Annotated in this window: 29 protein-coding genes and 1 riboswitch; of the genes, 22 read left to right on the top strand and 7 right to left on the bottom strand. The window is 42.5% G+C overall.

The features are described 5' to 3' along the window. Positions 1-135 precede the first annotated feature (135 nt). Together LCY76_RS17085 and LCY76_RS17080 are read left to right on the top strand one after the other, a co-directional pair. Entirely contained in the window at positions 136-285 is a 150-nt protein-coding gene (locus tag LCY76_RS17085; RefSeq protein ID WP_248253621.1) for a hypothetical protein, read from the top strand. Positions 286-375: 90 nt separating this feature from the next. Beyond that, positions 376-528, top strand: a complete 153-nt coding sequence (locus LCY76_RS17080) for a hypothetical protein (protein WP_156316334.1) — start codon at positions 376-378, stop codon at positions 526-528. A gap of 75 nt (positions 529-603) precedes the next feature. Here the strand turns inward: LCY76_RS17080 and LCY76_RS17075 are convergent, their stop codons facing one another. Beyond that, positions 604-1770, bottom strand: a complete 1167-nt coding sequence (locus LCY76_RS17075) for a CapA family protein (protein WP_248253620.1) — start codon at positions 1768-1770, stop codon at positions 604-606. A 293-nt stretch (positions 1771-2063) separates the two neighbouring features. On the opposite strand from LCY76_RS17075, the gene tapA reads away from it, so the two are divergent. The 7 genes from tapA to LCY76_RS17040 all read left to right on the top strand — a co-directional run bounded on the left by tapA (position 2064) and on the right by LCY76_RS17040 (position 6158). Continuing rightward, complete coding sequence (gene tapA, locus LCY76_RS17070; RefSeq protein WP_336606284.1) at positions 2064-2897, top strand: amyloid fiber anchoring/assembly protein TapA; 834 nt, start codon at positions 2064-2066, stop codon at positions 2895-2897. Continuing rightward, entirely contained in the window at positions 2878-3453 is a 576-nt protein-coding gene (gene sipW, locus LCY76_RS17065) for a signal peptidase I SipW (RefSeq protein WP_248253619.1), read from the top strand. The genes tapA and sipW overlap by 20 nt, the downstream gene beginning before the upstream one ends. Before the next feature lie 88 nt (positions 3454-3541). Then, entirely contained in the window at positions 3542-4138 is a 597-nt protein-coding gene (locus LCY76_RS17060; protein WP_248253618.1) for a CalY family protein, read from the top strand. A gap of 99 nt (positions 4139-4237) precedes the next feature. Then, a complete protein-coding gene (locus tag LCY76_RS17055; RefSeq protein ID WP_248253617.1) occupies positions 4238-4942 on the top strand; it encodes an LPXTG cell wall anchor domain-containing protein in 705 nt (234 codons plus the stop codon). A 3-nt stretch (positions 4943-4945) separates the two neighbouring features. After that, on the top strand, positions 4946-5587 hold the full coding sequence (locus tag LCY76_RS17050) for a class D sortase (RefSeq protein ID WP_248253616.1): 642 nt from the start codon (positions 4946-4948) through the stop codon (positions 5585-5587). 2 nt (positions 5588-5589) lie between these two features. Further along, the gene (locus tag LCY76_RS24055) at positions 5590-5922 is read left to right on the top strand and encodes a helix-turn-helix domain-containing protein (protein ID WP_248253615.1); all 333 of its coding nucleotides are present in this window, start codon (positions 5590-5592) and stop codon (positions 5920-5922) included. Next, positions 5919-6158 (top strand): hypothetical protein, encoded by a 240-nt coding sequence (locus tag LCY76_RS17040; protein WP_248253614.1) that lies wholly within the window; start codon positions 5919-5921, stop codon positions 6156-6158. The genes LCY76_RS24055 and LCY76_RS17040 overlap by 4 nt, the downstream gene beginning before the upstream one ends. Before the next feature lie 30 nt (positions 6159-6188). Here LCY76_RS17040 and LCY76_RS17035 read toward each other — a convergent pair whose 3' ends face one another. Together LCY76_RS17035 and LCY76_RS17030 are read right to left on the bottom strand one after the other, a co-directional pair. Then, positions 6189-6518, bottom strand: coding sequence for a helix-turn-helix domain-containing protein (locus LCY76_RS17035; RefSeq protein WP_248253613.1), 330 nt, complete (start codon positions 6516-6518; stop codon positions 6189-6191). An 81-nt stretch (positions 6519-6599) separates the two neighbouring features. Next, on the bottom strand, positions 6600-6755 hold the full coding sequence (locus tag LCY76_RS17030; protein WP_248253612.1) for an anti-repressor SinI family protein: 156 nt from the start codon (positions 6753-6755) through the stop codon (positions 6600-6602). A gap of 26 nt (positions 6756-6781) precedes the next feature. Further along, positions 6782-6866: riboswitch (cyclic di-GMP riboswitch) on the bottom strand. Positions 6867-7081: 215 nt separating this feature from the next. Between LCY76_RS17030 and kynU the strand changes: the two genes are divergently transcribed. The 4 genes from kynU (at position 7082) to LCY76_RS17010 (ending at position 10708) form a co-directional block, all read left to right on the top strand. Next, on the top strand, positions 7082-8347 hold the full coding sequence (kynU, locus tag LCY76_RS17025) for a kynureninase (RefSeq protein WP_248253611.1): 1266 nt from the start codon (positions 7082-7084) through the stop codon (positions 8345-8347). Next, positions 8347-8973, top strand: a complete 627-nt coding sequence (gene kynB, locus LCY76_RS17020; RefSeq protein ID WP_248253610.1) for an arylformamidase — start codon at positions 8347-8349, stop codon at positions 8971-8973. Before kynU ends, kynB begins: the two co-directional genes overlap by 1 nt. A gap of 295 nt (positions 8974-9268) precedes the next feature. Beyond that, positions 9269-9556 (top strand): hypothetical protein, encoded by a 288-nt coding sequence (locus LCY76_RS17015; RefSeq protein ID WP_248253609.1) that lies wholly within the window; start codon positions 9269-9271, stop codon positions 9554-9556. Positions 9557-9568: 12 nt separating this feature from the next. Next, complete coding sequence (locus LCY76_RS17010; RefSeq protein WP_248253608.1) at positions 9569-10708, top strand: conserved virulence factor C family protein; 1140 nt, start codon at positions 9569-9571, stop codon at positions 10706-10708. Positions 10709-10720: 12 nt separating this feature from the next. Here LCY76_RS17010 and LCY76_RS17005 read toward each other — a convergent pair whose 3' ends face one another. Further along, positions 10721-11593: an alpha/beta fold hydrolase gene (locus LCY76_RS17005; protein ID WP_248253607.1), complete on the bottom strand. Its 873-nt coding sequence runs from the start codon at positions 11591-11593 to the stop codon at positions 10721-10723. Between the two features lie 174 nt (positions 11594-11767). Here LCY76_RS17005 and LCY76_RS17000 point away from each other — a divergent pair, with 174 nt between their 5' ends. The 4 genes from LCY76_RS17000 (at position 11768) to yugI (ending at position 14579) form a co-directional block, all read left to right on the top strand. Then, positions 11768-11935, top strand: a complete 168-nt coding sequence (locus LCY76_RS17000) for a sporulation protein YjcZ (RefSeq protein ID WP_248253606.1) — start codon at positions 11768-11770, stop codon at positions 11933-11935. Positions 11936-12033: 98 nt separating this feature from the next. Continuing rightward, entirely contained in the window at positions 12034-12297 is a 264-nt protein-coding gene (locus LCY76_RS16995; protein ID WP_053357350.1) for a hypothetical protein, read from the top strand. A gap of 317 nt (positions 12298-12614) precedes the next feature. Further along, entirely contained in the window at positions 12615-13997 is a 1383-nt protein-coding gene (locus LCY76_RS16990; RefSeq protein WP_248253605.1) for a class II fumarate hydratase, read from the top strand. A gap of 183 nt (positions 13998-14180) precedes the next feature. Beyond that, the gene (gene yugI, locus LCY76_RS16985) at positions 14181-14579 is read left to right on the top strand and encodes a S1 domain-containing post-transcriptional regulator GSP13 (protein ID WP_053357353.1); all 399 of its coding nucleotides are present in this window, start codon (positions 14181-14183) and stop codon (positions 14577-14579) included. Positions 14580-14631: 52 nt separating this feature from the next. Here the strand turns inward: yugI and LCY76_RS16980 are convergent, their stop codons facing one another. Next, a complete protein-coding gene (locus tag LCY76_RS16980) occupies positions 14632-14868 on the bottom strand; it encodes a DUF378 domain-containing protein (RefSeq protein ID WP_062233296.1) in 237 nt (78 codons plus the stop codon). Positions 14869-15111: 243 nt separating this feature from the next. On the opposite strand from LCY76_RS16980, the gene LCY76_RS16975 reads away from it, so the two are divergent. From LCY76_RS16975 to LCY76_RS16965, 3 genes are all read left to right on the top strand, one after another. Further along, the gene (locus tag LCY76_RS16975; protein ID WP_248253604.1) at positions 15112-16275 is read left to right on the top strand and encodes an iron-containing alcohol dehydrogenase; all 1164 of its coding nucleotides are present in this window, start codon (positions 15112-15114) and stop codon (positions 16273-16275) included. Between the two features lie 155 nt (positions 16276-16430). Next, positions 16431-17780 carry a glucose-6-phosphate isomerase gene (locus tag LCY76_RS16970; RefSeq protein WP_053357356.1) on the top strand — a complete coding sequence of 450 codons (1350 nt, stop codon included), beginning with the start codon at positions 16431-16433 and terminating at the stop codon, positions 17778-17780. A gap of 91 nt (positions 17781-17871) precedes the next feature. After that, positions 17872-18279 carry a YugN-like family protein gene (locus LCY76_RS16965; RefSeq protein ID WP_053357357.1) on the top strand — a complete coding sequence of 136 codons (408 nt, stop codon included), beginning with the start codon at positions 17872-17874 and terminating at the stop codon, positions 18277-18279. A gap of 19 nt (positions 18280-18298) precedes the next feature. Here LCY76_RS16965 and LCY76_RS16960 read toward each other — a convergent pair whose 3' ends face one another. Further along, entirely contained in the window at positions 18299-19087 is a 789-nt protein-coding gene (locus LCY76_RS16960) for a potassium channel family protein (RefSeq protein ID WP_248253603.1), read from the bottom strand. A gap of 150 nt (positions 19088-19237) precedes the next feature. After that, positions 19238-20071 (bottom strand): hypothetical protein, encoded by an 834-nt coding sequence (locus tag LCY76_RS16955; RefSeq protein ID WP_248253602.1) that lies wholly within the window; start codon positions 20069-20071, stop codon positions 19238-19240. Between the two features lie 291 nt (positions 20072-20362). Between LCY76_RS16955 and LCY76_RS16950 the strand changes: the two genes are divergently transcribed. Then, positions 20363-20698, top strand: a complete 336-nt coding sequence (locus tag LCY76_RS16950; protein WP_248253601.1) for a hypothetical protein — start codon at positions 20363-20365, stop codon at positions 20696-20698. 127 nt (positions 20699-20825) lie between these two features. Beyond that, positions 20826-21914: a CotH kinase family protein gene (locus tag LCY76_RS16945; protein ID WP_248253600.1), complete on the top strand. Its 1089-nt coding sequence runs from the start codon at positions 20826-20828 to the stop codon at positions 21912-21914. The last annotated feature ends 7 nt before the right edge of the window (positions 21915-21921 follow it).

Genomic DNA, 21921 nt, shown 5'->3' with positions numbered 1-21921 from the left:
GAGGCAGCAAACATAGCTTACTTTTTAAAAATAATGTTAGAGGAAGCAGGATTTTTGTCGGAAATATCAAACAATAGTATAGAATAAGCAGTCTTCTTTTTTGAATATACTAGGGAGAAGGAGGCGGATTCCATCATGGACTTTGTGAACGAAGAAAACCAGCAAGGAGATCAACGGGCTATGCAGTCCGAGCATTGCATGGTTTGCAACAATGAGCTTATCAGCTGGGAAGAAAGACAAATAGCCGTTTGCGACCATTGTGTCAGCAAAGCCATTGGCGATTAGCGTTCCTACTCGGAATGCTTTTTCTTTTGGAATCAGATCCTTCATTTCTTCACACACTATATAGGAATTTAAAAGGAGGAACGATACCAGATGGCTAAAAGAAAACATTCCAAAGATGCTGCCGCCAAGAACAATCAAACCCCGACAGAAAGCATGACAGACGTAGAGTTCTCTGACGATAAGTTCGCAGATGATATTCCAAAGCGCGATACAAAAAGCCCGAAATCAAAAGGCGAAGCATAAAAAGGAGACCCTAGCCTGATCTTCCCCCAATTGTATCGGGGTGAAGTTAAGATCAGACCGGGTCTCCTTCTCTTATTAAAATGAAAACTGCAGTTCAGGCACATATTGGTTCATATGTTTTTTTATTTCACGATACTGTTTTTTTTGCGTTTTTACGTCCTGCATCGGATGAACATGCCATGATCGGTCAACCCAGGTTGGGAGAAATGCAGGGTTTTCAAGCTCGATTTTAACGTTATTTCCTCTTTGAATCTTCTTCACCTTGATATCCATCATTCCCCCGATGTTTTTATAAGGGCCTGTCTGTCCGGAAAAGAAGTTGCCAAGAGAATATGCTGCGAATGCCCGCTCTCCGTTCTTTTTCTTTATCCAGGAAACCGGCTGAAGCACGTGAGGATGATGCCCGATGATGATATCCGCACCTGAATCCGCTGCCATATGGACAAGTTCTTTTTGTGCCTCATTTGGCATCCGCTCGTATTCGTTCCCAAAGTGGAGACTGATCACCACAACATCAGAAATTTTTTCTGCCTGATGAAGGTCTGCTTTCATCTTTTTCACATCGATCAGGTTAACAAGATACGGTTTGCCCTTAGGTACAGGGATGCCATTCGTTCCAAAGGTATAGCTCAAAAAAGAGAAGGTGATCTGATTTCGCTTCAGAATACGGATGATCCTTTGATCCTTGGATGATTGAAAAGCACCTGTATACGGCATGCCAATCTCATTCCAATGGTTGATCGCGCTTAAAATGGCTTTCTCTCCTCGATCCAGCGTATGGTTGTTCGCAATCGTGACCAGATCCACACCGTTCTTCTTCAGCGCATCCCCGACTTCCTGAGGTGAATTGAAGGAAGGATAGGAGGATAATCCGATCCTTTCCCCGCCAATCATCGTCTCCTGATTGGCCACCGTAATATCCGGCTTCTCCAAATAGGGTTTTACCTCTTTCAGCATCGGATTAAAGTCATAGGACCCGTCACGTTTTTTTGCTTTATTGTATACCCGGTCATGAATGAGAATATCCCCAACCGCCCCGACCGTTGCCGTGTGGACGGTCTCTTGAGGTTCCTTCTTTTTTGGCGGTTTATCCGTTGTTTTTTTAATGTTGTCCTTATTTTGCCTCTCGCTGCTTGCAGGCTCCGTTTTTCTTTCCTGAGCCGGTTTGTTTTTTAGAACAGGAATAAGGACCAGCAGCAAGATGACAACACAGATACTTGAAATGATGGTTATTTTTTTCATAGTAAGCGTTTCCTCCTCCCTCCATACTAGGCGATTGAGCAGGGATTTCAAGAGCAAAATCACATTCGTTCTATAAAATGAACGAATCGTTCTTTAAAAATAACGAAAGATTAAGAAAACGAGCGATTTAAGAAGATAACTAGGTCATTTGTACGTTAAAAAGAACAAAAATAACCAAATTCACAGGTTTTTTAAATGGTAAATTCGTTCTATACTGAACACGAGTTGTTCGTTAAAAAGAACCGCAAGATTCTCAGAAACGTCTAAGTCCTTAGGAAAAGGAGGGAGACAACATCAGAAGCAAACGGCTGAGGAAATTCAGAAAAAAGAATTGGGTATTTGTTCTAAGTTTACAAGTTGGCATTATTTTTTATTCACTCATGTACTCCCTTTACGGCCTGACCGGAACTACAAATGCCTACTTTAATGATACATCAAATGTTAGCGGAACGATACAGGCCGGGACCTGGGAGACCGAGGATGGAAAGTGGGATAAAAGCTCACTGGAGTTTCTATCTGCCTCTAAAGATTCTTCATGCAGCAACATTAGCGCTGTAATAGTAAATAAGGGTGAAATAATGCAAGGCCCCGTTAAATATGAAGTTTGGTGGGCTGAAAAAGGAAATCCAAAGGGTGGCAGTAAAGTCGACACCGGACAAATGGATGCCCTAACGAAGAACCAAAAAGAAACCCTTACATATTTACCAACGAAAAATGGCGTTTATATGTTTAAAGCGTTCCAGAGACCAGGACATCCTGGTAACGGAGAACTTTGGAGTGATGGCATTACTGTAACTGGATGTAGTGAACAAAATACTGATGAAGATAAAAGTAAAGATGAAAATAAAGATGCCAAAAAAGAAAATGTAGAGAACGAGACAGAAAAGGAACAAAAACCGGCATCTGACGATTCAGGAAAAGACAAAACAGAGGAAAAACCAGCTGAAAAGCCCGCGGAAGTTAAGGATGAAACGAAAGAACCTGACCCAGCAACAGATAGTAACACCAATGAAGCTGAACAGGACAAAGAAAATGTAAATAAAGATGCCGAGCAAAAATCGATAGATCAAAAAGTGGAAGTTCCAGAACCAAAGGAAGGTGATCGTAATGAAGACAATCAAAATTAAAAAATGGCTAAGTAATATTGTTACAACTGTATTATTTGCAACTCTATTGTTTATGGGATTTGTAGTCATCTCGTCAAAAGCATCAGGAGGAACTCCTAACTTTCTGGGATATCAACTAAAAACAGTCTTATCAGGATCCATGGAACCAGGTATCCATACAGGCTCAATCATAGCAGTTAAGCCAGGAGGAGACATGACCCGCTTCAAAAAAGGCGACGTCATCACCTTCAAGGCTTCTGAAGATAAATTGATTACCCACAGAATTTACAAAGTAAAAGGCAGCGGGGCAAACACAAGTTATGTAACAAAGGGCGATAACAATGATGCCCCTGACTTGGAGCCAGTGCTTGCCAACAATGTAGTCGCTCAGTACAAAGGCTTCACCGTTCCTTATGTAGGATACGGGATGGAATTTGCTCAATCCAAAAAAGGAACCACTTTATTGATGATCGTTCCCGGAATTCTTCTTCTCATCTACTCTGTGCTCACCATCTGGAAAGCCATAAGGGAAGTGGAAGTAACAAAGAAAGAAGATACACCGCCAGCAAGCAATTAATGGTTGCAACTCTGCAGAGAAAAATCTTTGCAGGTTCAATATAAAAAACTACATACCCATTGAAATGGGGATAGGGAGGAAAATTAAAATGAGTTTGAAAAAGAAATTAGGTCTAGGGGTAGCTTCAGCAGCATTAGGATTGTCTTTAGTAGGTGGGGGGACTTATGCGTACTTTAGTGACAGCGTAGATACAAATGCAACATTTGCAGCTGGTACTTTAGACTTAAACGCCGCTCCTACTACTATCATTAATGTTGACAAAATTAAACCAGGTGATTGGATGACACGTTCGTTCCAACTTAAGAATGATGGGAATCTAGATATTGCAAAGGTTCTCTTGAAAACTTCTTATACAGTAACTGATGCTAACGGTAATAATGCCGGTGAAGATTTTGGTAAACATATCCGTGTTAATTTCTTAGTAAACGCGGATAAGACTGATGGAGTTATTTTCTACACTACATTGGATCAACTAAAAAATATGACACCAGATGCTATTGAAAACCAAGTATTCATCCCTTGGTTAGATGAAAGAGGCGGAAAACTTGCAGCAGGGACATCCGATACTCTTTACGTTCAATATGAATTTGTAGACAACGGCCAAGACCAAAATAAATTCCAAGGTGATAAACTAGAACTTAAATGGACTTTTGAAGGCAAACAAGGCGCAGGTGTTGAAAGGTAACTTTTTCAATGGGAGGTGGGGATATCCCCACCTTTCTTTTTATAAATACATTCAAGAAGGTTGAACGCATCAATTAATGCCTAGTGCGGGGGAAAAATAATGAGCCATAAATCAACTGCATTTAAGCTAGTTTCTATTTATTGCATTATTTTGCTGACACTCGTTACTTTTTATCCATCAGGCAGCACCGGTGCTTCAAGCGTACCCGCTAAAATCGACCTCGCCGTCTCTCCCACCGAAGAATTCTTCAACGTTAACAATATGAAACCGGGAGACTGGGCCACTCGAACATTAGTTGTGAAAAATAAAGGGGACGCTCCTTTTACGTATAGCTCTAAATCTCATTTTAAAAGCGGTTCGAAAAGATTATTTAACAAGTTTCATATAAAAATCCAAGACAAATCCAAAATACTATTTGATGGACAGCTGAGCCAGTTTCAAAAGCTTGCACCGCGTAAACTGGACTCTCATTCAGAAGAAGAATTGACTGCAACCATCTCATTTCCCTGGGAATCCGGCAATGAATTTCAGGGGCTGAAAACAGAATTTGAACTTGTCTTGTTAACAGGTGATTCTGATACGAGTCCACCAACCGATCAAGATGATACCACAACAGACAACAATACACCGCCGTCAAAACATACTGATCCGCCATCAAACAACCCAGACATATCTACTTTACCGAAAACGGGTGAAACCAGTCCTTATCCAACTATCATTCTAGGATTCTTTATCTTTTCATCCGGTCTTATTTTGCTCCTCATGAAGAACTCCATCATTCCCAATCCTTTTCAAAAGGACTGAGTGATGAAGTGGATCGCATATCTACTTATACTCACAGGCATCATAACGATGTGTTACCCAAAACTAATAAACTACTATTATACGAACAAGGAAAACCACTTACTTCAATCATGGGATCACCCGCCAACCAAACAGGCAGTCAGCAGCTATAAAAAGCTGGGTCCTGTTCTTACTGAAACGAAAAATGAAACCAAACCGGTCAGGAAAGATCCTTTACCGAACAGTATGCTCGGAACTCTTGAGATCAAGCGGATCCATCTCCGCTTGCCGATTGTAGAAGGTGCCAGCCTGTCCAACCTGAAGGTTGCAGCTGGACACGTTTCCGGCACTTCGCCGATTGGTAAAGAAGGAAATGCAGCGATCGCAGCCCACCGAAGCTATACGTACGGCAAGCAATTCAATCGGCTGACAGAAGTGAAAACCGGAGACCTTATCACGATTGAAACCAAAAAAGAAAAGCTGATCTACCGGATGATCGCCAAAAAAATCGTCAAACCAGCAGACCTATCAGTCTTACATAGCAGTAAAAATGAAAATATCATCACGTTAATTACCTGTCACCCGTTCAAACATCCGACACACCGGTATATTGTGAAGGCCAAGTTAATTGAGGAAAGGTTGTTAACCAGCAAAGGAAGTCGGTGATCGTGAGGAAATTAGGAACACAGATTAAGAGGATCCGGATGGAGAAAGGCCTCAGTGTGACAAGGCTTGCTGAGATGGCTGGAATCTCTAAAGGATACTTGAGCAGCATAGAAAATCATAAAAATAACCCGTCCGCACATATGATTAAAAAGCTGGCGAAAGCCCTGGAGGTGCCTGTGGAAAAGGTCATTAATCTAGAAGCAGATATATTGGACCAGGAGTGGATGGAACTCGTCATTCAGGCAAAGGAAATGGGAATTAATCAGGAGGAAATCCGAACGTTTATACGGTATGAAAGCTGGAAACAGCAGACAAAGGATGATGAAGCGAAATGATCCGCCTTGGCAATGGAGTCTATTTATGTGAAGTAGCGGGGAATAAAGTAAAGGTCGTGTACATGGGCCGCAACATCTGTGAAATTTTTATTAATGATGAGCTAAGAGGAAGAGCCCCATTTGATTATGTAAAAAAACAAATTCTGAAGTGGGAGAAGAGAGAACCTCTATCCACTGCCTATATCGGACATTATCAATTTAAAGAACTTGTTCCGATCATCGATATCTCAGTATGAAAAAAACCGGCGCCGCTAAAGGGTGCCGGTTTAGCTTTGATTTTTATTTTTCCATTTGTTGAATTCAAGAAATTCTTTAAACTGGTCTTTGCTGACACCAGACTCCATAGCTTCTTTTACGAGCTCTGCCCATTCATAATCCAGCTCCGCCTCATTGATCTCAGCTTTTTCATTCAGCAATTTTTCAACAGGAATATCCAGGACAGCTGCCAGCTTTTCAAGCAGCTGTACAGAAGGATTTGTTTGTATATTTCGCTCAAGGGAGCTGAGATAGGATTTGGCGATACCTGCTCGTTCTGCTAGTGAGGATAGAGATAGACCTTTTTCTTTGCGATATTTTTTTACAAGTTCACCAATCACGTTAATCCCTCTTTTTTACTACAATTTTTGCTTCTATTATACATTTAGGGACGATAGGCTGTAAATAGACCAAAAGCGACATCACATTGATGTCGCTTTAAATATTCGCTCATTTGATGGTATGTACGTTTTTTGAAGATAGCTACGAACTTCCTCCATGCTTAAACCTTGCTTTTTGGCTTGTAATAGTAAGGCTACCCATTCACGATCAAGCTCTGTTTTTTTTACGGTTTCCATGTTTCCCTCCTGAAATTGGTGGTTTTCCAGGTAATCCAGCCATCATAGTAAGTCACCTTAGACCTGTGATTTTGCGTCCATGCTTTTCAGCGATGTTTGCCCTTTAACTGGAGGGTGGCATTCCCGACAGTCACTTAATTCATACAATTTTAACCAATTACTAGTGCTTAATACACAATTTTATTATAGTATCTTATTCTTTAGGAATCTGTCGTAATTTGGCCGTTACATAATTGTAATATTATTGTAAAGTAAGCGTTTTCATTGATGCTTTCCCTTGAATTGTTTAAGATAAACAGAGAGAGCAAAAAAGGGGCGAATGAGTGATGGAATTAGGGAAATGGAAAGAACTGGACGAAAAAGATTTTCTGAAAAACTTTAAGAACGAATTCTATTTAAAAGAAGGCGTGTTGTATTTGGACGGCAATTCGCTGGGGCTTTTGTCGAAAAGAGCTGAGAAATCACTGTTGGAGTCGCTAAATGATTGGAAGGAATGCGGTATTGACGGCTGGATGGACGGAAAGCATCCATGGTATACACTTAGCGAGGAACTAGGGAAGAAATTGTCGCCACTAATTGGAGCAAACCCGGAGGAAGTCATTATTACTGGATCCACCACTGGAAACCTCCATCAGCTCACATCCACTTTTTTTAAACCTTCAGGATCAAAAACGAAAATTTTAGCCGATGAGCTGACCTTTCCCTCAGATATTTATGCACTGAAAAGCCAGCTGGCTTTAAGAAGCTTGGACCCTGGCCAGCATCTGATCAGAGTGAAAAGCCGTGATGGCAGGATGATTGAGGAAGAAGACATCATCAAGGCCATGACGGATGAAGCAGCTCTTATTGTGCTGCCCTCCGTGCTCTACCGAAGCGGGCAGCTGCTCGATATGAAACGCTTAACGGATGAGGCCCACAAGCGCGGAATATTGATCGGTTTTGATTTATGCCATTCCATTGGGGCAGTGCCTCATCAACTTTCGGAATGGAATGTTGACTTTGCTTTCTGGTGCAACTATAAATATTTGAACGCGGGACCGGGCAGTGTTGCGGGACTCTATATTAATGCGAAACATTTTGGAAAAGAGCCTGGACTAGCAGGCTGGTTCGGTTCCAATAAAGATAAACAGTTTGACATGAATCATGACTTCGTGGCGGCAGATACTGCGGGAGCCTTTCAGATCGGCACTCCGCACGTGTTAAGCACGGCCCCATTAATCGGTTCGCTTGAAATTTTTGAGGAAGCGGGAATGGACCGGCTAAGAGAAAAATCTCTTAATCTGACACGCTATATGATGGAGCTGATTGAGACCGAACTTGCTGGCTTTGGATTTACGATCGGAAATCCGAGGGATGATATACGTCGCGGTGGCCATGTTTGCCTGGAGCATGATGAAGCAGCGAGAATCTGCAAAAGTTTAAAAGAGAACGGCATCGTGCCGGATTTTCGTGCACCGAATGTGATCCGCCTTGCTCCTGTTGCACTTTATACCTCTTTTGAAGATGTACATGAAGCGGTTCAGCGGCTAAAAAAAATCATGGGTGAGAAGCAGTATGAAAAGTTTTCAAACGTAAGAGAGGTGATTGCGTAATGGCTGGAAAACTGATCGATATCTCCATGCCTTTGACCTCGTCCGTTCCGACCTGGCCGGGGGACACCCCGTACTCGTTTGATTTAGCCTGGACGAAAGCAGAATCAGGATCCGTGAATGTCGGTAAAGTGGAAATGAGCACGCACACCGGCACCCATATTGATGCGCCGTATCACTTTGATAGTGAAGGAAAACGGGTACTGGAGCTGGATCTTGAGCTCTATGCCGGCAGAGCAATAGTGGTAGATGTTACGGGCAAAGAGGTCATCGCTCCAGAGGATTTGGCAGATCAACCGCTGGATGGAGCGGAGCGTGTGCTGCTGAAAACAGGCTCTTGGCAGGACAGAACCGTGTTTCCGGAAAAGATCACCTATCTAGATGAAGAGCTGGCTGCTTTTTTATCAGAAAAAGGTGTGAGGCTTATCGGAGTTGATGTGCCGTCTGTAGATGTCCTCGACAGCAAAGCGCTTCCTGCACACCATGCCTTGCTTCAAAACGGCATTAATATCCTGGAAGGTATCGTCCTTGATGATGTGGAGCCAGGAGAATATGAGCTGATCGCGCTGCCGCTGCCGTTAAAGGATGCGGATGGCAGTCCTGTGCGCGCGGTATTGAGAGAAATATAATGTGAATGAAGAGATGATGGTTGAGCCGAATGATTTTCGGGCTGAAATCGTCTCTTTTTACGTTTTTTCAATTCAGATCGAGGACTCGGAATTCATTTACAAGCCGGAATGAAGCAATTACCCGCCAAAATAAAAAAATACCCGCCAAAACAGAGAGTTTACCCGCCAAATTCTCCTAAATACCCGCCAAAACCTAATTATGTCAACTCGAACACCAAAGAAACCGCCATCTTTGTTTCCTTTCCTCCGATTGTTTATAATAAAAAAGAAGCTAGAGCCAATACGGGGGAACATTATGTATAAGTATGGATTTCAAAATTATTTTGAAGCGGATTTTACCGCTTTTTATCCGGAAGTAATGAAGGGTGAGCATTGGATCAATGTGTACCTGAATTTTGATTTGTCAGCGGAGACGAAACTCCCTGGTGATCTATATGATCCGAGTGCACTCGTTGTGTTCGATCGTGAGGGCGAGGTACAGGATTTTATTGTTCATGACGAAGGGGTTGACTGTGAATACAAGTTTACCGACCGGGAGAAAGAGAAAATGCTTTCGTATATAAAAGAACACGATCTGATATAAGGGGTGAGTGTATTGAAAATTAAAGGGATTGAACCGACACCAAGTCCGAACTCCATGAAAATTAATATGGACGAAGCGCTGCCGGGTAACGAGCGCTACAACTACACGAGGGAAAACCTTGATGATGCACCTGACTATATTAAAGAAATCTTTAAGGTGGAGGGCGTGAAAAGCGTTTACCATGTGGCAGATTTTATTGCACTTGACCGTCATCCAAGAGCAGATTGGGAAGATGTATTGGCAGGCGTCCGTGAAGTATTCGGGGATTCGGACGACCAGCCCTCTGAAGCGGCCGGACAGGAGAAAAAGGATGACGAATACCTGGAAATTACAGTTTTCATTCAAATGTTCAGAGGCTTGCCGATGCAGGTAAAACTGAAAACCGAAAATGAAGAACGGCGCGCAGGCCTTCCAGAGCGGTTTATGAATGCGGCACTCGAAGCTCAAAAAGCATCAGATAACCTGGTCATGGAACGGAAATGGGAAGAGCAGGGTGTTCGTTACGGAACATTTGAACAGATCGGACAAGAAGTTGTCGAGGAAATCTCCGCCGCTTATGATGAAGAACGGATTCAAAAGCTTGTGAAGCAGGCTTTCTCCATCGAATCCGGGAAAGAAGCGCCGAAAGAAGAAGTATCTACAACTGAAGTTGCCGAAAAGATGCAGGATGAAGATTGGCAGACCCGTTATGCGGCTTTAGAACGCATGAACCCGACGGTCAACGATATTATGGTGTTAAAGCAGGCTTTGAAGGATCCGAAGCCTTCGATCCGGCGCCTGGCTGTCGTTTATCTTGGCATGATTGAAGATGAAGCGGTTCTTCCGCTGCTTTATGCCGGGTTAAAAGATAAAAATGTCGCGGTTCGCCGAACGGCAGGAGACTGTTTATCCGACCTTGGGAATCCGAGTGCGATTCCTGCCATGTGTGAAGCACTCAATGACAAAAATAAACTAGTCCGCTGGCGCGCTGCACGATTCTTGTTTGAAGTAGGGGACGAAACGGCCATACCGGCATTGGAAGACGCAGAAGACGATCCAGAGTTTGAAGTCCGGCTCCAGGCAAAGATTGCGCTTGAACGCATTCAGAGCGGGGAAGAAGCTGCAGGCTCGGTCTGGCAGCAGATGATGAAAAGCAGGGAAAACAACGAATAAAACGAGAAGCGCTCAGACGGAGGTCTGAAGCGCTTCTTTTTCGCTGGAGATAAATTGTTTGATGTCTCTTGCCAAGTCTAACGGTTTTTCCTCCATAATGAGGTGTCCGGCATCTTTATAGACGATGAGTCTTGAATTTTTTAAATCACTGTGAAGTCTTTTTCCCGTAGTAAGGGGGATGACTTTATCATCATTGCCGTGAATGAGCAGAATGGGATGGACAATTGTATTCAGTTCAAATGGTTTTAAATCTCCTTCACGGTGTCGGAGCAGGCGAATCAAGCTGTCAAAAAAACCGTCTTCTAAAAATTGTGCCCGGTATTCCTTGATCATGTCTTCTGTTACGAGATCAATGTTGTGAAGGACACCGCTTAAATTATTGCGAAGATCTTTTTTTAGAACCCATCTCTTTAATCCCCAGGAGAAAAAAGGGAGATAGGAGCAGCAGATCATGGTAGACCGCGCCCGTTTGATGTAACCGCAGCAGCCGAGGAGCACGAGTTTACTGATCAGTTTTCCATCCTGCCGCGATGCATGAAGAGCCACCTGGCCGCCCATGGAATGACCGATCAGTATGACATCTCTCCAGCCCATTTCTTTTATGAATGATAGAACGAGCTTGCCGTAGCTTGCCAGTGAATACGTAAATGTTTTTGACTTTTCGCTCTTACCGAATCCCGGCAGATCAATGGCAACTACATGATAATCTTCAGCTAAATGCGGGATTAGCTTCCGAAAACTGATGGTTGAAGAAAGAAACCCGTGTATCAGGATCAAAACTTGGGCGTCAGGATTCCTGTGTGGGTAATCTTCATAATAAAGGTCGAGTTCGCCTATTCTTTTCCGATATGCCGGAGTAAGCAGCGGCTGAGTTTTCGTTTCCATTGCATTCCTCCATCATCTTTACGTCTCGTTTATTTTGTCCAATCTTATTTCGTTTACAAAAGAAATAATTTCCTTGAACAGGCACAAAATCCGCATTTGCCTCTATTCCTTTTTACCCTGGACTTACATATTTTATTAGTGTGTAGGACGCAACAGATGAAGGAGGTTTGTAATATGGCATATCCTTATGGTGGCGGCTATCCGTACTATGGCTATGGCTACGGCTATGGTGTTGGCGGCGGTGGCGGCGTTGGATTTGGTTGGGGCTGGATATGGGCTGTCTTGATTATCATATTTATACTTCTCCTTATCGTTGGAGCTTTATGGTGGTTCTTTAGATAAGGAAGTGAAGGGCTTGAAGATCTTAAGCTTCAGGCTCTTTCCATGAATAAAGCGGATCAAAAAGGGGATAATGTATCAAAAAATGGAGCGAAAAGCGGATGCATAGCAAACACACCGTATTATATATATGTGAAGAATACTTAAGCGGGAATTGTTATTATTACAAAACCGAGCTGATCACCCATGATTCCTGGAAAAATCCGGAGTCTATTTCGTGGTCCCGTCCCCGTCCCATTTCCAAAGCAACGTTCATGAAACAAAAAAAGGCAGGCTTCCGGACGGAACACCGAAAAATTAAAAAATCTCCAGCCAGGGTGATCGCCTTACATAAAAAAAGGACGAACCGGGCATCTTCTGAATAATACTATTGATGTACAAGGTCTCTGCACATGGGAGGCTTTTTTTGTTTGCATCGTGTATGCGCGGGAAATCTGCCCGAATAAGAAATGGACAAAAAAGAACAGGCATGTGGTGGCATGCCTGCCAAAAGAAAAAGGGGGAATATTGAATGCTGTCTTATCATTATGGACAGCTCCCCCAAAAGATAAACCATAAAAAAAAGAAAAAAAGGGAATACAGAGAATGTGTAATAAAGGGTCAAAAAGCGGGTGCCAGGCACCGCTCTTTGACATGTGTGTAATTGCGGTGCCTGGCACCGCGATAGAGAGGAGATGTGGTCATGACGGAATATCGGATTGCAAAGGATACACTCGGAGAAGTAAAGGTGCCCAAGGAGGCATATTACGGAGCACAAACGCAGCGGGCGGTCGAGAACTTTCCGATCAGCGGGCAAAGGCTGCCGTTCGCTTTTGTAAAAGCGCAGGCGATTATTAAAGCGAGTGCAGCTGCAGCAAATAGAGATTGCGGTGAACTTGAGGAAAAACAGGCAAACGCGATTATCCAGGCAGCAGAGGAGATTATGGAGGGCAGGCTGAAGGATCAATTTGTCGTTGATGCGTATCAGGCGGGAGCAGGAACCTCTCAGAACATGAATGCCAATGAAGTCATCGCCAGCAGGGCTTCAGAGCTTCTTGGCGGTTCGAAAGGGGACTGGAGCAAGGTCCATCCGAACGATCATGTGAACATGGCACAGTCAACAAATGATACGATCCATGTGGCCATCAATATTGCCGCAGCACAAGAGCTGTATCAAAATTTATACCCGGCACTCGAAAAAACGATTAAAGCGCTCAGAAACAAACAGAACGAATTTCACCACATTATCAAATCAGGCAGAACCCACCTCCAGGACGCGGTTCCCATGCGGCTTGGCCATTCCTTTGGAGGGTATGCGGAAAGTCTGCAAAAAGTTTATGATGCATTAAAACAGAGTGAGCCGTTCCTCTTTGAGATCGGACTTGGGGGAAATGCTGTGGGTACGGGAATCAACGCCCATCCGGAATATGCTGAAAGAGCCATCAATGAGGTTGCCGACAGATCGGGCCTTCCATTTAAAGCACCGACTGACCGCTTCCGCTTTATGCAGAATAACGGGGCAGCTATCCAGATCAGCGGCCATTTAAAGGAACTTGCCATTCATCTTATAAAAATATCGTCCGACCTCCGCCTGCTCAGTTCAGGTCCGAGAACAGGAATCTCGGAACTCATTTTACCCGCTGTACAGCCAGGTTCTTCCATCATGCCGGGGAAAGTAAATCCGGTCATCCTTGAAAACATGTACATGATCTGTGCGCAGGTCATCGGCAATGATACATGCATCACCACTGCCGGAATCGGCTCCCAGCTTGAGATAAACGTGATGATGCCGGTCATTGGCTTAAACCTTCTTCACTCCATCACCATCCTGTCTTCGGGGTTGAGCGTGTTTACCGACCGTTGTATCAATGGACTGGAGGCCAATGAAGGCAGAATCAGAGAACTGATGGAACAGAGCCTTGCGATTGCCACAGCACTAAATCCAAAAACGGGCTACGAAAAAGCAGCCGAGGTAGCAAAAGAAAGCTATAAATCGGGTAAGACGGTAAAAGAAGTGGCTGTGGAAAAGGGATATGTTACGGTAGAAGAAGCGGATTCCTTGTTAAATCCAGAAAAACTGGTCTGATTTTACAGAAAAAAGTTTCCATTTCATGCAAAATTGGGTATGGGAAGGATGCAAATGTCATTCTTATGCCCCATTTGCACGAAAATGAGTATGGTCAGGACGTTTTATACTGTTTCATACGTTTTATTTTATTTTCTGTATGTGTTATACTTAATAGGTTAAAAAATAGTTAGGAGTGTTTTCATGAATTTTGAAGTAGGTAGCATCGTTGAAGGAAAAGTAACAGGAATTAAACCGTTTGGTGCTTTCGTCGCTTTAAACGACGAAGTTCAGGGATTAGTTCATATCTCTGAGGTTTCTCATAGCTTTGTTAAAGATATTAATGACGTATTAAAAGTGGGAGATGTTGTTCAGGTTAAAATTCTTTCTGTTGACGAAGATTCTAAAAAGATCTCTTTATCCATTCGTCAAACTCAAGAAGCTCCGGCCCAAGCCCCTAAAAAGGAACGCCGTCCTGCACCTAAGAAGCAAGCGGCTCAAGACTCTTCCAAAGGTTTCAACACACTTGAAGCAAAGCTTAAAGAGTGGTTGAAAGAGTCAACTGACCGTCAAGCTCAACTGAACAAACGTCTTAAGAAGTAAATAAAAAAAGGTTCTTCCTATGAGGAAGAACCTTTTTTATTTTTTAATTTCATTAAACACGATTTGTTTCGATGCGGTCCTCACGTTCAACTTCATGTGCTGGAGCAAAAAGAAGAGTCAGGCAATATAAACCGGATAAACCAACCAATCCGTAAACGATGCGGGAAAGAGCTGCATCCTGACCGCCGAAGATAGCTGCCACTAAGTCAAATTGGAAGAATCCAATAAGACCCCAGTTAATGGCACCAATAATAACTAGTGCTAAGGCAGTGCGCTGTAATCCATTCATGGTATTACCTCCTAAGGGGATTAGATAGATAGCAGTATTAGGATGACTTCTTTCTGTTACGATTATACATTTCCACCTTCAAGGCGAATATAAACATTACATTGAATTAAATTAAATATTTGTACAATATTTTGTTTAATAATTGTACATCCTAAAAATGTTTAGAGCCGATTTCTTTACTTTTAATTTCACCCTGATAGATAATACTAACGAAAGTATTGGAACATCAAGGAGGGTAAATAAATGAATTCATTTACGTATTATAATCCAACCCGTTTAGTGTTCGGGAAAGGGCAACTTAGCCAGCTGTCTGCGGAAATGAAGCCGTTTGGCAAGAAGGTATTGCTTGTTTATGGCGGTGGAAGCATTAAACGCAGCGGTCTATATGATCAAGTAGTAGCCGAGCTCAACAAGATCGGTGCAGACGTTCATGAATTATCAGGAGTTGAACCGAATCCGAGATTAACTACGGTAAAAAAAGGTGTGGAAATCTGTAAGGAGCACAATATTGATTTCATTCTTGCAGTTGGAGGCGGAAGTGTTATCGACTGTACAAAAGCTGTGGCGGCAGGAGCAAAATATGACGGAGATGTTTGGGATTTTGTAACTAAAAAAAGCACTCCTAAAGAAGCCATTCCGTTCGGTACAGTTCTTACTCTTGCAGCAACAGGTTCTGAAATGAACGCCGGTTCTGTTATTACCAACTGGGAGACCAATGAAAAGTATGGCTGGGGAAGTCCGCTTGTGTTCCCTAAGTTTTCTATTCTTGATCCGGTCAATACGTTTACTGTGCCAAAAGACCATACGATTTATGGCATGGTAGACATGATGTCGCACGTGCTAGAAACGTACTTGAACCATACTGAAAATGCTCATCTTCAAGACCGTTTCGCAGAATCTATTCTATTAACAGTAATGGATGCAGCTCCAAAATTAGTAGAAGATCTTGAGAATTATGACCTTCGCGAGACCATTCTATATAATGGGACAATGGCATTGAACGGAACTATTGCAATGGGTGTACAAGGCGATTGGGCTACTCATAACCTTGAACATGCTGTTTCAGCCGTTTATGACATTCCTCATGCCGGCGGTCTGGCAATCCTGTTCCCGAACTTGCTTCGCCATGTACTTGATCAAGGGCCAGAGCGCTTGAAGCAACTGGCTGTTCGCGTATTTAACGTGGATACAGAAGGGAAATCAGATCGTGAAGTGGCACTTGAAGGGATCGACAAGCTGTCTGCTTTCTGGACATCTTTAGGTGCACCAAACCGTCTTGCTGATTATGACATCGATGATTCCAAACTTGACCTGATCGCGGATAAAGCGATGGCAAATGGCGAGTTTGGCAACTTTAAAAAGCTTAACAAAGAGGATGTTTTAGAAATCCTTCGCATGTCTCTATAAAAAAAGAGGGGAGCTTCCCCTCTTTTTTATTTGCAATAAGTAAGAACATTCCGACTACTTGGAGTAAGCGTTTTCAAGCGGCCGTTTTCTTGATTAACATTTTTTATTTGGTTAAAGTAAAAGAAACCAGAACAAAAAACGGAGGAGTTTAAGACATGGCTAATAAACTGCATTTTGATTACAGCAAAGCTTTGCCTTTCTTAGGTGAGCAAGAAGTATCAAATTTATCTGCATTAGTAAAAGCATCACACGAGCAAATCCATGATAGGACTGGAGCGGGAAGCGACTTTTTGGGATGGGTTGACCTTCCGACCGCATATGATAAAGAAGAGTTCGCCCGTATTCAAAAAAGTGCTGAAAAGATCAAAAGTGATTCTGATGTATTGATCGTTATTGGGATCGGCGGATCTTATCTTGGAGCAAGGGCAGCAATTGAAATGCTCAATCACTCGTTCTACAATATGCTTTCTAAAGAAGACCGCAAAACTCCTCAGGTTATTTTTGCAGGCCAAAACATCTCTTCTACTTATGTTAAAGACTTGTTCCAAGTACTAGAAGGCAAGGATGTTTCCGTGAACGTCATTTCAAAATCTGGAACAACAACAGAACCTGCAATCGCGTTCCGTATTTTCCGCAAGTTCCTTGAAGAGAAATATGGAAAAGAAGAAGCACGCAAACGTATATATGCAACAACCGACCGTGCAAAAGGTGCACTGAAAACGCTGGCGGATGAAGAAGGCTATGAGAGCTTTGTTATTCCTGACGACGTTGGAGGACGCTATTCTGTATTAACAGCTGTAGGTCTTCTTCCAATCGCAGTAAGCGGAGTAAACATTGATGAAATGATGAATGGAGCAGCAGAAGCAAGCAAGGATTATTCCAATCCGAACCTTGCTGAAAATGAAGCATACCAGTATGCAGCTGCACGAAATGCTCTGTATAACAAAGGGAAAACCATTGAATTGATGGTGAACTATGAGCCAGGATTACATTATGTTTCTGAATGGTGGAAACAGCTGTTTGGTGAAAGTGAAGGCAAAGACAACAAGGGGATCTATCCTGCGTCTGTAGACTTTTCCACTGACCTTCACTCTATGGGACAATATGTTCAGGAAGGACGCCGTGATCTGTTCGAGACTGTACTGAATGTAGAGAATACACGCGAAGAAATTAAGATTGAGGAAGACGATCAAAACCTTGATAAATTGAATTTCCTTGCTGGACAAACAATGGACTTCGTCAACAAAAAAGCATTCCAGGGAACTTTGCTTGCACATACCGACGGCGGAGTACCGAATTTAATTGTTACTATTCCAGAATTAACACCATATCATTTTGGCTACCTTGTGTATTTCTTTGAAAAAGCATGTGCCATCAGCGGCTATCTTCTCGGAGTGAACCCGTTTGATCAGCCTGGGGTGGAAGCCTATAAGAAAAACATGTTTGCGCTTCTCGGCAAGCCAGGCTTTGAAAAAGAAAAAGAAGAATTGGAAAAACGCCTTTAATCCATAAAGCTCCTGTTACCCAGACAGGAGCTTTATTTTTTATACTTTTGGAGATGATAAAAGGTAAACCGTTACTCTAAAGGAGATAAGCATGATTCCATTACAAAGTAAGCTTGAGAATGAAGTGTTTGCTTTTAATGAACTGGAGGACAAGCTCAAACAACTCGGGTATACCATTGGAGGCAACTGGGATTATGATCACGGATATTTTGACTATAAACTGGATGATGAAGTCGGATATACGTTTGTCAGAGTTCCATTTACCGCTTATGAAAAAGAAATCGGGGACCAAGGGGCAATGGTGACCTTGGGAGAACCATTTCTTCTGGCTCATAAATATCAGATTGGACTCGATGACAATGTCAGTGTAGGGAATCTGTCGGGAAGCTTAAATCAGTTTTCAGAACCCCAGGACCCTGATGCGTCGATCGATGACAAATGGATTGGGATTGGCAAAAAGCTTATTGAAAAAACAGAGTCTCAATTGTTGGCTGATTAGAAGGGTAAGGACATGTTCCTTACCCTTCTCTTATGGATTGAAGAGATTGAAGACTAATCTGGGCCATACAGTCACTGGCAAGAGATGTCGTATTAATTAATTCATCAGCACCGGCTCTCAGGCTGTTGTTCTGCTGCTCAGGCGTCAATATTTCAGCCATAACATGTACAGTAGGGTTGAGTCCTTTGACCGTAATAATGGAAAGAATGGTGTGCATGTCGGCTTCTGCTTCTTTCATGTTTTGGTCGGCGGTCAGAAGGACAGCTTTTGCCTGTTTAATGTTGGCCATCTCCCATGTTTGGTCTTGCGCCGGGCTGCCTTTTATAAAAAGAACACCCTGATTCGATAAGGGATTTTCGTTCAGCGATGAATCTATAAGAATAATCGTGAGTCTTGTCGGTTCTTTGGCAAGGGTGCTGATGGTCTGCTTAGCCCGCTCATTCCATCCGACAATACATAAATGTCCGTTTCCGTTAAACATTAATTTCCCTTCTTTGTATTTATTTTGCCTTTTAATTACAGCTGAAGCGGCGTGGACAGTGAAAAAGGCGATAAAAGAACCGCCCAAAAAAACAAGGAGGATGGCCATAAACCTGCCTATAAATGACTTTGGAACATAATCTCCAAATCCTACAGTTGCCGCTGTCATGACGGACCAATAGATTCCCTCAAATACAGTAGGGAAATTTTTCGGCTCTAAAAAATGGATGAGAACACCAAACAAAATCATCAGTGAGCCGATGATGCTGAACAAGCGAATCAGCATTGGAAGACGCAAGTATGAAAAAAAGAAATCCTCGAATTTCATGGAGCACATCCTTGAGCAAGATAGTACAAGTATGTCCCAGAATAAGTAAGGGAAAACCAAGCTGGCCCAGTATGCTGCCGAAAAATGATAAAAGACAAAAAAGCCAATCGGAAATTTCCAAATTGACTTTCTTTATCTTAAGCTGCTAAATTACAGTGAGCTGAGGCTTTTAATATGCTTAGGAAGAATGCGGTGAATTTCTTTTTCACCATACACAACGACATAGCCGCCGACATACTCTGTTAGCATACCTTCAATAGCATCTGGACCGCCACGGTTGATTTTGACTTTTCTTAGTTTTAAGCGGTCAAAAAGATCGTTGAATCCATACTCTTGATAAAACTCTGGATCTGGAGCGATTGTGTTAGCGGATTGGCTGCTGCTCTCGCAACGTTGCTTGCCAGATTGCTTGCCAGATTGTTTTCCGCTCGCTTTTCCAGTTTTTCCACCAGAAGCTCTGCCGCTTGCTTTTCCAGTAGACTTTCCAGAAGCTCTGCTGGTCTTTCTACCGCTTTCATTGCTGGATTCAGTATCTCCTTCTCCGTCCGCTTTCCGTTGAACGACACTCACGCTTTTTACATGTTCGGTCTTATAATATACAGCCCCTTCTTTTTCAGTTGACAGGACGATATAATCATAAGTGCTTAAAAGAAGTTTCCCTTGTCTTGATTCAGGACCGCCTCGGTTAATCTGGATGTTCTCGCCAAGCATGTTATCCAAAATGGCTGAAAAGCAGGAAGGTTTGAAATAATCCCATGTGCGAAGGGCATTTTCATCGCCGTTTCCTGTTTCATTGTCACTTTGGACTACCTCTCCAAAGCTCTTTAAGTGACGCGTCGCATAGTAAACCACGCCATCCTTATCTGTACCTACAACAACATAGTTATAGCCGCTATAAAGCAATTCCCCTGCTTTGGCTTCTGGACCCCCTTTATTAACATTTATCCTTCTGCCAACCAACGATTGGATATAATAGTCAGACATTCATGTTCTCCTTTCAGAACTTTAGATTCATTTTTGTTGTTGCATAGTATGTATATATGTAAACAAGCATCATTCGGCGCTGGTACAAGCGCCTCTTTCTATGAAAAAGAAACATTTGCCTACTATTCCCGGGATAAAAAGAAAGATAGAGCTCAAAGCTCTATCCGTTAAAATTAATAGTATATTTAGTGGCAGGAACTTGAACGCTTCTTTTTTTTCTTCACTTTTTTGCAATCTAAAACGAAAGAAGACGAGCTTTGTTTGCAGGTCTTCTTATGAGAAGAACGCTTTTTGGAAGAGCTGCGCTTGCAACAGTGTTTGGAAGAAGATGAACTTCTTTTCTTTGATCTCTTGTGTGATCTCTTGTGTGATCTCTTGCTTGATCTTTTGCTGGATCTCTTGCTTGATCTTTTGCTTGATCTTTTCCCAGAACGTTTCCCAGAACGCTTCCCGGGACGTTTTCCGGAACGTTTTCCAGACCTTTTGCTGGATTTTTTTCCAGAACGCTTACTGCTCCTTCCACTTGAACTTTCAGACGGATCATTACGCCATACGCTCATGCTTGAACCTCCTATATCCTTTGGTAGGCGAAAAGAAAATAACTTAGCAATCTCTTTTCAAACATAGTGTACGTTGATTTTTTATTAGTGCTTGGGCGTTAGTACAATTGACCAGCCCCATTTTAACCTTGGAATGTAGCGCATGCATTCTCTTCATCATAGAGATAAGTATCAACGATGGGGAGAATGAAGAAATGCAAAATAATGCTATACCAGAGTACAACATTTCTGTTCCCTTTAAGGGAGTAAAATGGATTCAGAAAGGGAAATGGGCAAACGAGGCTGTTGCTGGTGTCATTAAAGCAGGGGATAAACCATATGAAATGCTGATTAAGTACAGAGGTGCCCATATTCGCTCATTTCCAAAAAAATCCTATGATCTTTTGTTTATGAAATCTCAATCCTTTTTTGGAGCAAGAAGGATTCATTTGAATGCAGAATACAATGACCCGTCTCTCATAAGAAATAAGCTTTCTTTGGATTTTTTTCGTGATATCGGGGTCCTGTCACCAGAAGCACAGCACGTTACATTGTATATTAATGGGCTTTATCAAGGAGTTTATCTTCAGCTTGAGTCAGTTGATCAGAAATTCTTAAAGAAACGGGGATTGCCTGCAGGAAGTATTTATTATGCGATCTCTGAAAACGCAAACTTTTCGAAGTATAATCCGACGACTGGAAAAGAAAAGAGATCAGTAACAGCAGGTTATGAGATAAAATTTGATCCAAACAAATCGTTCAACAGCCTCCGTGAACTTATGCATTGTATTCTAAATTCATCTGAAAAAGAGTTTCCTTCGCGAATTGAACCCCTCCTGGATATCGATCAATATTTCAGGTGGCTTGCAGGTGCGGTCTGTACACAAAATTTTGACGGCTTTATCCATAATTACGCGTTATATAAAAATGGAGAGAGCAAACGCTTTGAAATCCTGCCTTGGGATTATGATGCAACGTGGGGAAGAGACATCCACGGTGATGTCATGGGAAATAAGTATGTACCGATTGAAGGCTATAACACACTGACAGCACGGCTCTTGCTTCATAAGCCTTATAAACGCCAGTATAAAAGGATCATGGAAGAGATACTCGACGATGCCTTTACTTGCAGGGCTTTGGAACAAAAAATCCTTGCTTTACACCAGTCTTTGCGTCCGCATCTCGTGAAAGACCCATATAAACACCGGTCTTTGTCCATTTTTGATGAAGAGCCGGAATTTATTCTAGCCTTTATCAAAAACAGAAATAAATATTTAAAGAAACGGCTTACGCGTCTGCAATAAAAAAATC

The organism is Fictibacillus marinisediminis (assembly GCF_023149135.1).
Lineage (GTDB): Bacteria > Bacillota > Bacilli > Bacillales > Fictibacillaceae > Fictibacillus_C > Fictibacillus_C marinisediminis.
Note: the sequence above shows the minus strand (reverse complement) of the source record. Positions and strands in the feature narration are given on the sequence as shown.

What these genes read in the sequence shown, in the direction of transcription:
- LCY76_RS17085 (WP_248253621.1), top strand. Translation starts at nt 136, where the DNA reads ATGGACTTTGTGAACGAAGAAAACCAGCAAGGAGATCAACGGGCTATG.
- LCY76_RS17080 (WP_156316334.1), top strand. Translation starts at nt 376, where the DNA reads ATGGCTAAAAGAAAACATTCCAAAGATGCTGCCGCCAAGAACAATCAA.
- LCY76_RS17075 (WP_248253620.1), bottom strand. Translation starts at nt 1,770, where the DNA reads ATGAAAAAAATAACCATCATTTCAAGTATCTGTGTTGTCATCTTGCTG.
- sipW (WP_248253619.1), top strand. Translation starts at nt 2,878, where the DNA reads ATGAAGACAATCAAAATTAAAAAATGGCTAAGTAATATTGTTACAACT.
- LCY76_RS17060 (WP_248253618.1), top strand. Translation starts at nt 3,542, where the DNA reads ATGAGTTTGAAAAAGAAATTAGGTCTAGGGGTAGCTTCAGCAGCATTA.
- LCY76_RS17055 (WP_248253617.1), top strand. Translation starts at nt 4,238, where the DNA reads ATGAGCCATAAATCAACTGCATTTAAGCTAGTTTCTATTTATTGCATT.
- LCY76_RS17050 (WP_248253616.1), top strand. Translation starts at nt 4,946, where the DNA reads ATGAAGTGGATCGCATATCTACTTATACTCACAGGCATCATAACGATG.
- LCY76_RS17040 (WP_248253614.1), top strand. Translation starts at nt 5,919, where the DNA reads ATGATCCGCCTTGGCAATGGAGTCTATTTATGTGAAGTAGCGGGGAAT.
- LCY76_RS17030 (WP_248253612.1), bottom strand. Translation starts at nt 6,755, where the DNA reads ATGGAAACCGTAAAAAAAACAGAGCTTGATCGTGAATGGGTAGCCTTA.
- kynU (WP_248253611.1), top strand. Translation starts at nt 7,082, where the DNA reads ATGGAATTAGGGAAATGGAAAGAACTGGACGAAAAAGATTTTCTGAAA.
- kynB (WP_248253610.1), top strand. Translation starts at nt 8,347, where the DNA reads ATGGCTGGAAAACTGATCGATATCTCCATGCCTTTGACCTCGTCCGTT.
- LCY76_RS17015 (WP_248253609.1), top strand. Translation starts at nt 9,269, where the DNA reads ATGTATAAGTATGGATTTCAAAATTATTTTGAAGCGGATTTTACCGCT.
- LCY76_RS17005 (WP_248253607.1), bottom strand. Translation starts at nt 11,593, where the DNA reads ATGGAAACGAAAACTCAGCCGCTGCTTACTCCGGCATATCGGAAAAGA.
- LCY76_RS17000 (WP_248253606.1), top strand. Translation starts at nt 11,768, where the DNA reads ATGGCATATCCTTATGGTGGCGGCTATCCGTACTATGGCTATGGCTAC.
- LCY76_RS16995 (WP_053357350.1), top strand. Translation starts at nt 12,034, where the DNA reads ATGCATAGCAAACACACCGTATTATATATATGTGAAGAATACTTAAGC.
- LCY76_RS16990 (WP_248253605.1), top strand. Translation starts at nt 12,615, where the DNA reads ATGACGGAATATCGGATTGCAAAGGATACACTCGGAGAAGTAAAGGTG.
- yugI (WP_053357353.1), top strand. Translation starts at nt 14,181, where the DNA reads ATGAATTTTGAAGTAGGTAGCATCGTTGAAGGAAAAGTAACAGGAATT.
- LCY76_RS16980 (WP_062233296.1), bottom strand. Translation starts at nt 14,868, where the DNA reads ATGAATGGATTACAGCGCACTGCCTTAGCACTAGTTATTATTGGTGCC.
- LCY76_RS16975 (WP_248253604.1), top strand. Translation starts at nt 15,112, where the DNA reads ATGAATTCATTTACGTATTATAATCCAACCCGTTTAGTGTTCGGGAAA.
- LCY76_RS16970 (WP_053357356.1), top strand. Translation starts at nt 16,431, where the DNA reads ATGGCTAATAAACTGCATTTTGATTACAGCAAAGCTTTGCCTTTCTTA.
- LCY76_RS16965 (WP_053357357.1), top strand. Translation starts at nt 17,872, where the DNA reads ATGATTCCATTACAAAGTAAGCTTGAGAATGAAGTGTTTGCTTTTAAT.
- LCY76_RS16960 (WP_248253603.1), bottom strand. Translation starts at nt 19,087, where the DNA reads ATGAAATTCGAGGATTTCTTTTTTTCATACTTGCGTCTTCCAATGCTG.
- LCY76_RS16955 (WP_248253602.1), bottom strand. Translation starts at nt 20,071, where the DNA reads ATGTCTGACTATTATATCCAATCGTTGGTTGGCAGAAGGATAAATGTT.
- LCY76_RS16945 (WP_248253600.1), top strand. Translation starts at nt 20,826, where the DNA reads ATGCAAAATAATGCTATACCAGAGTACAACATTTCTGTTCCCTTTAAG.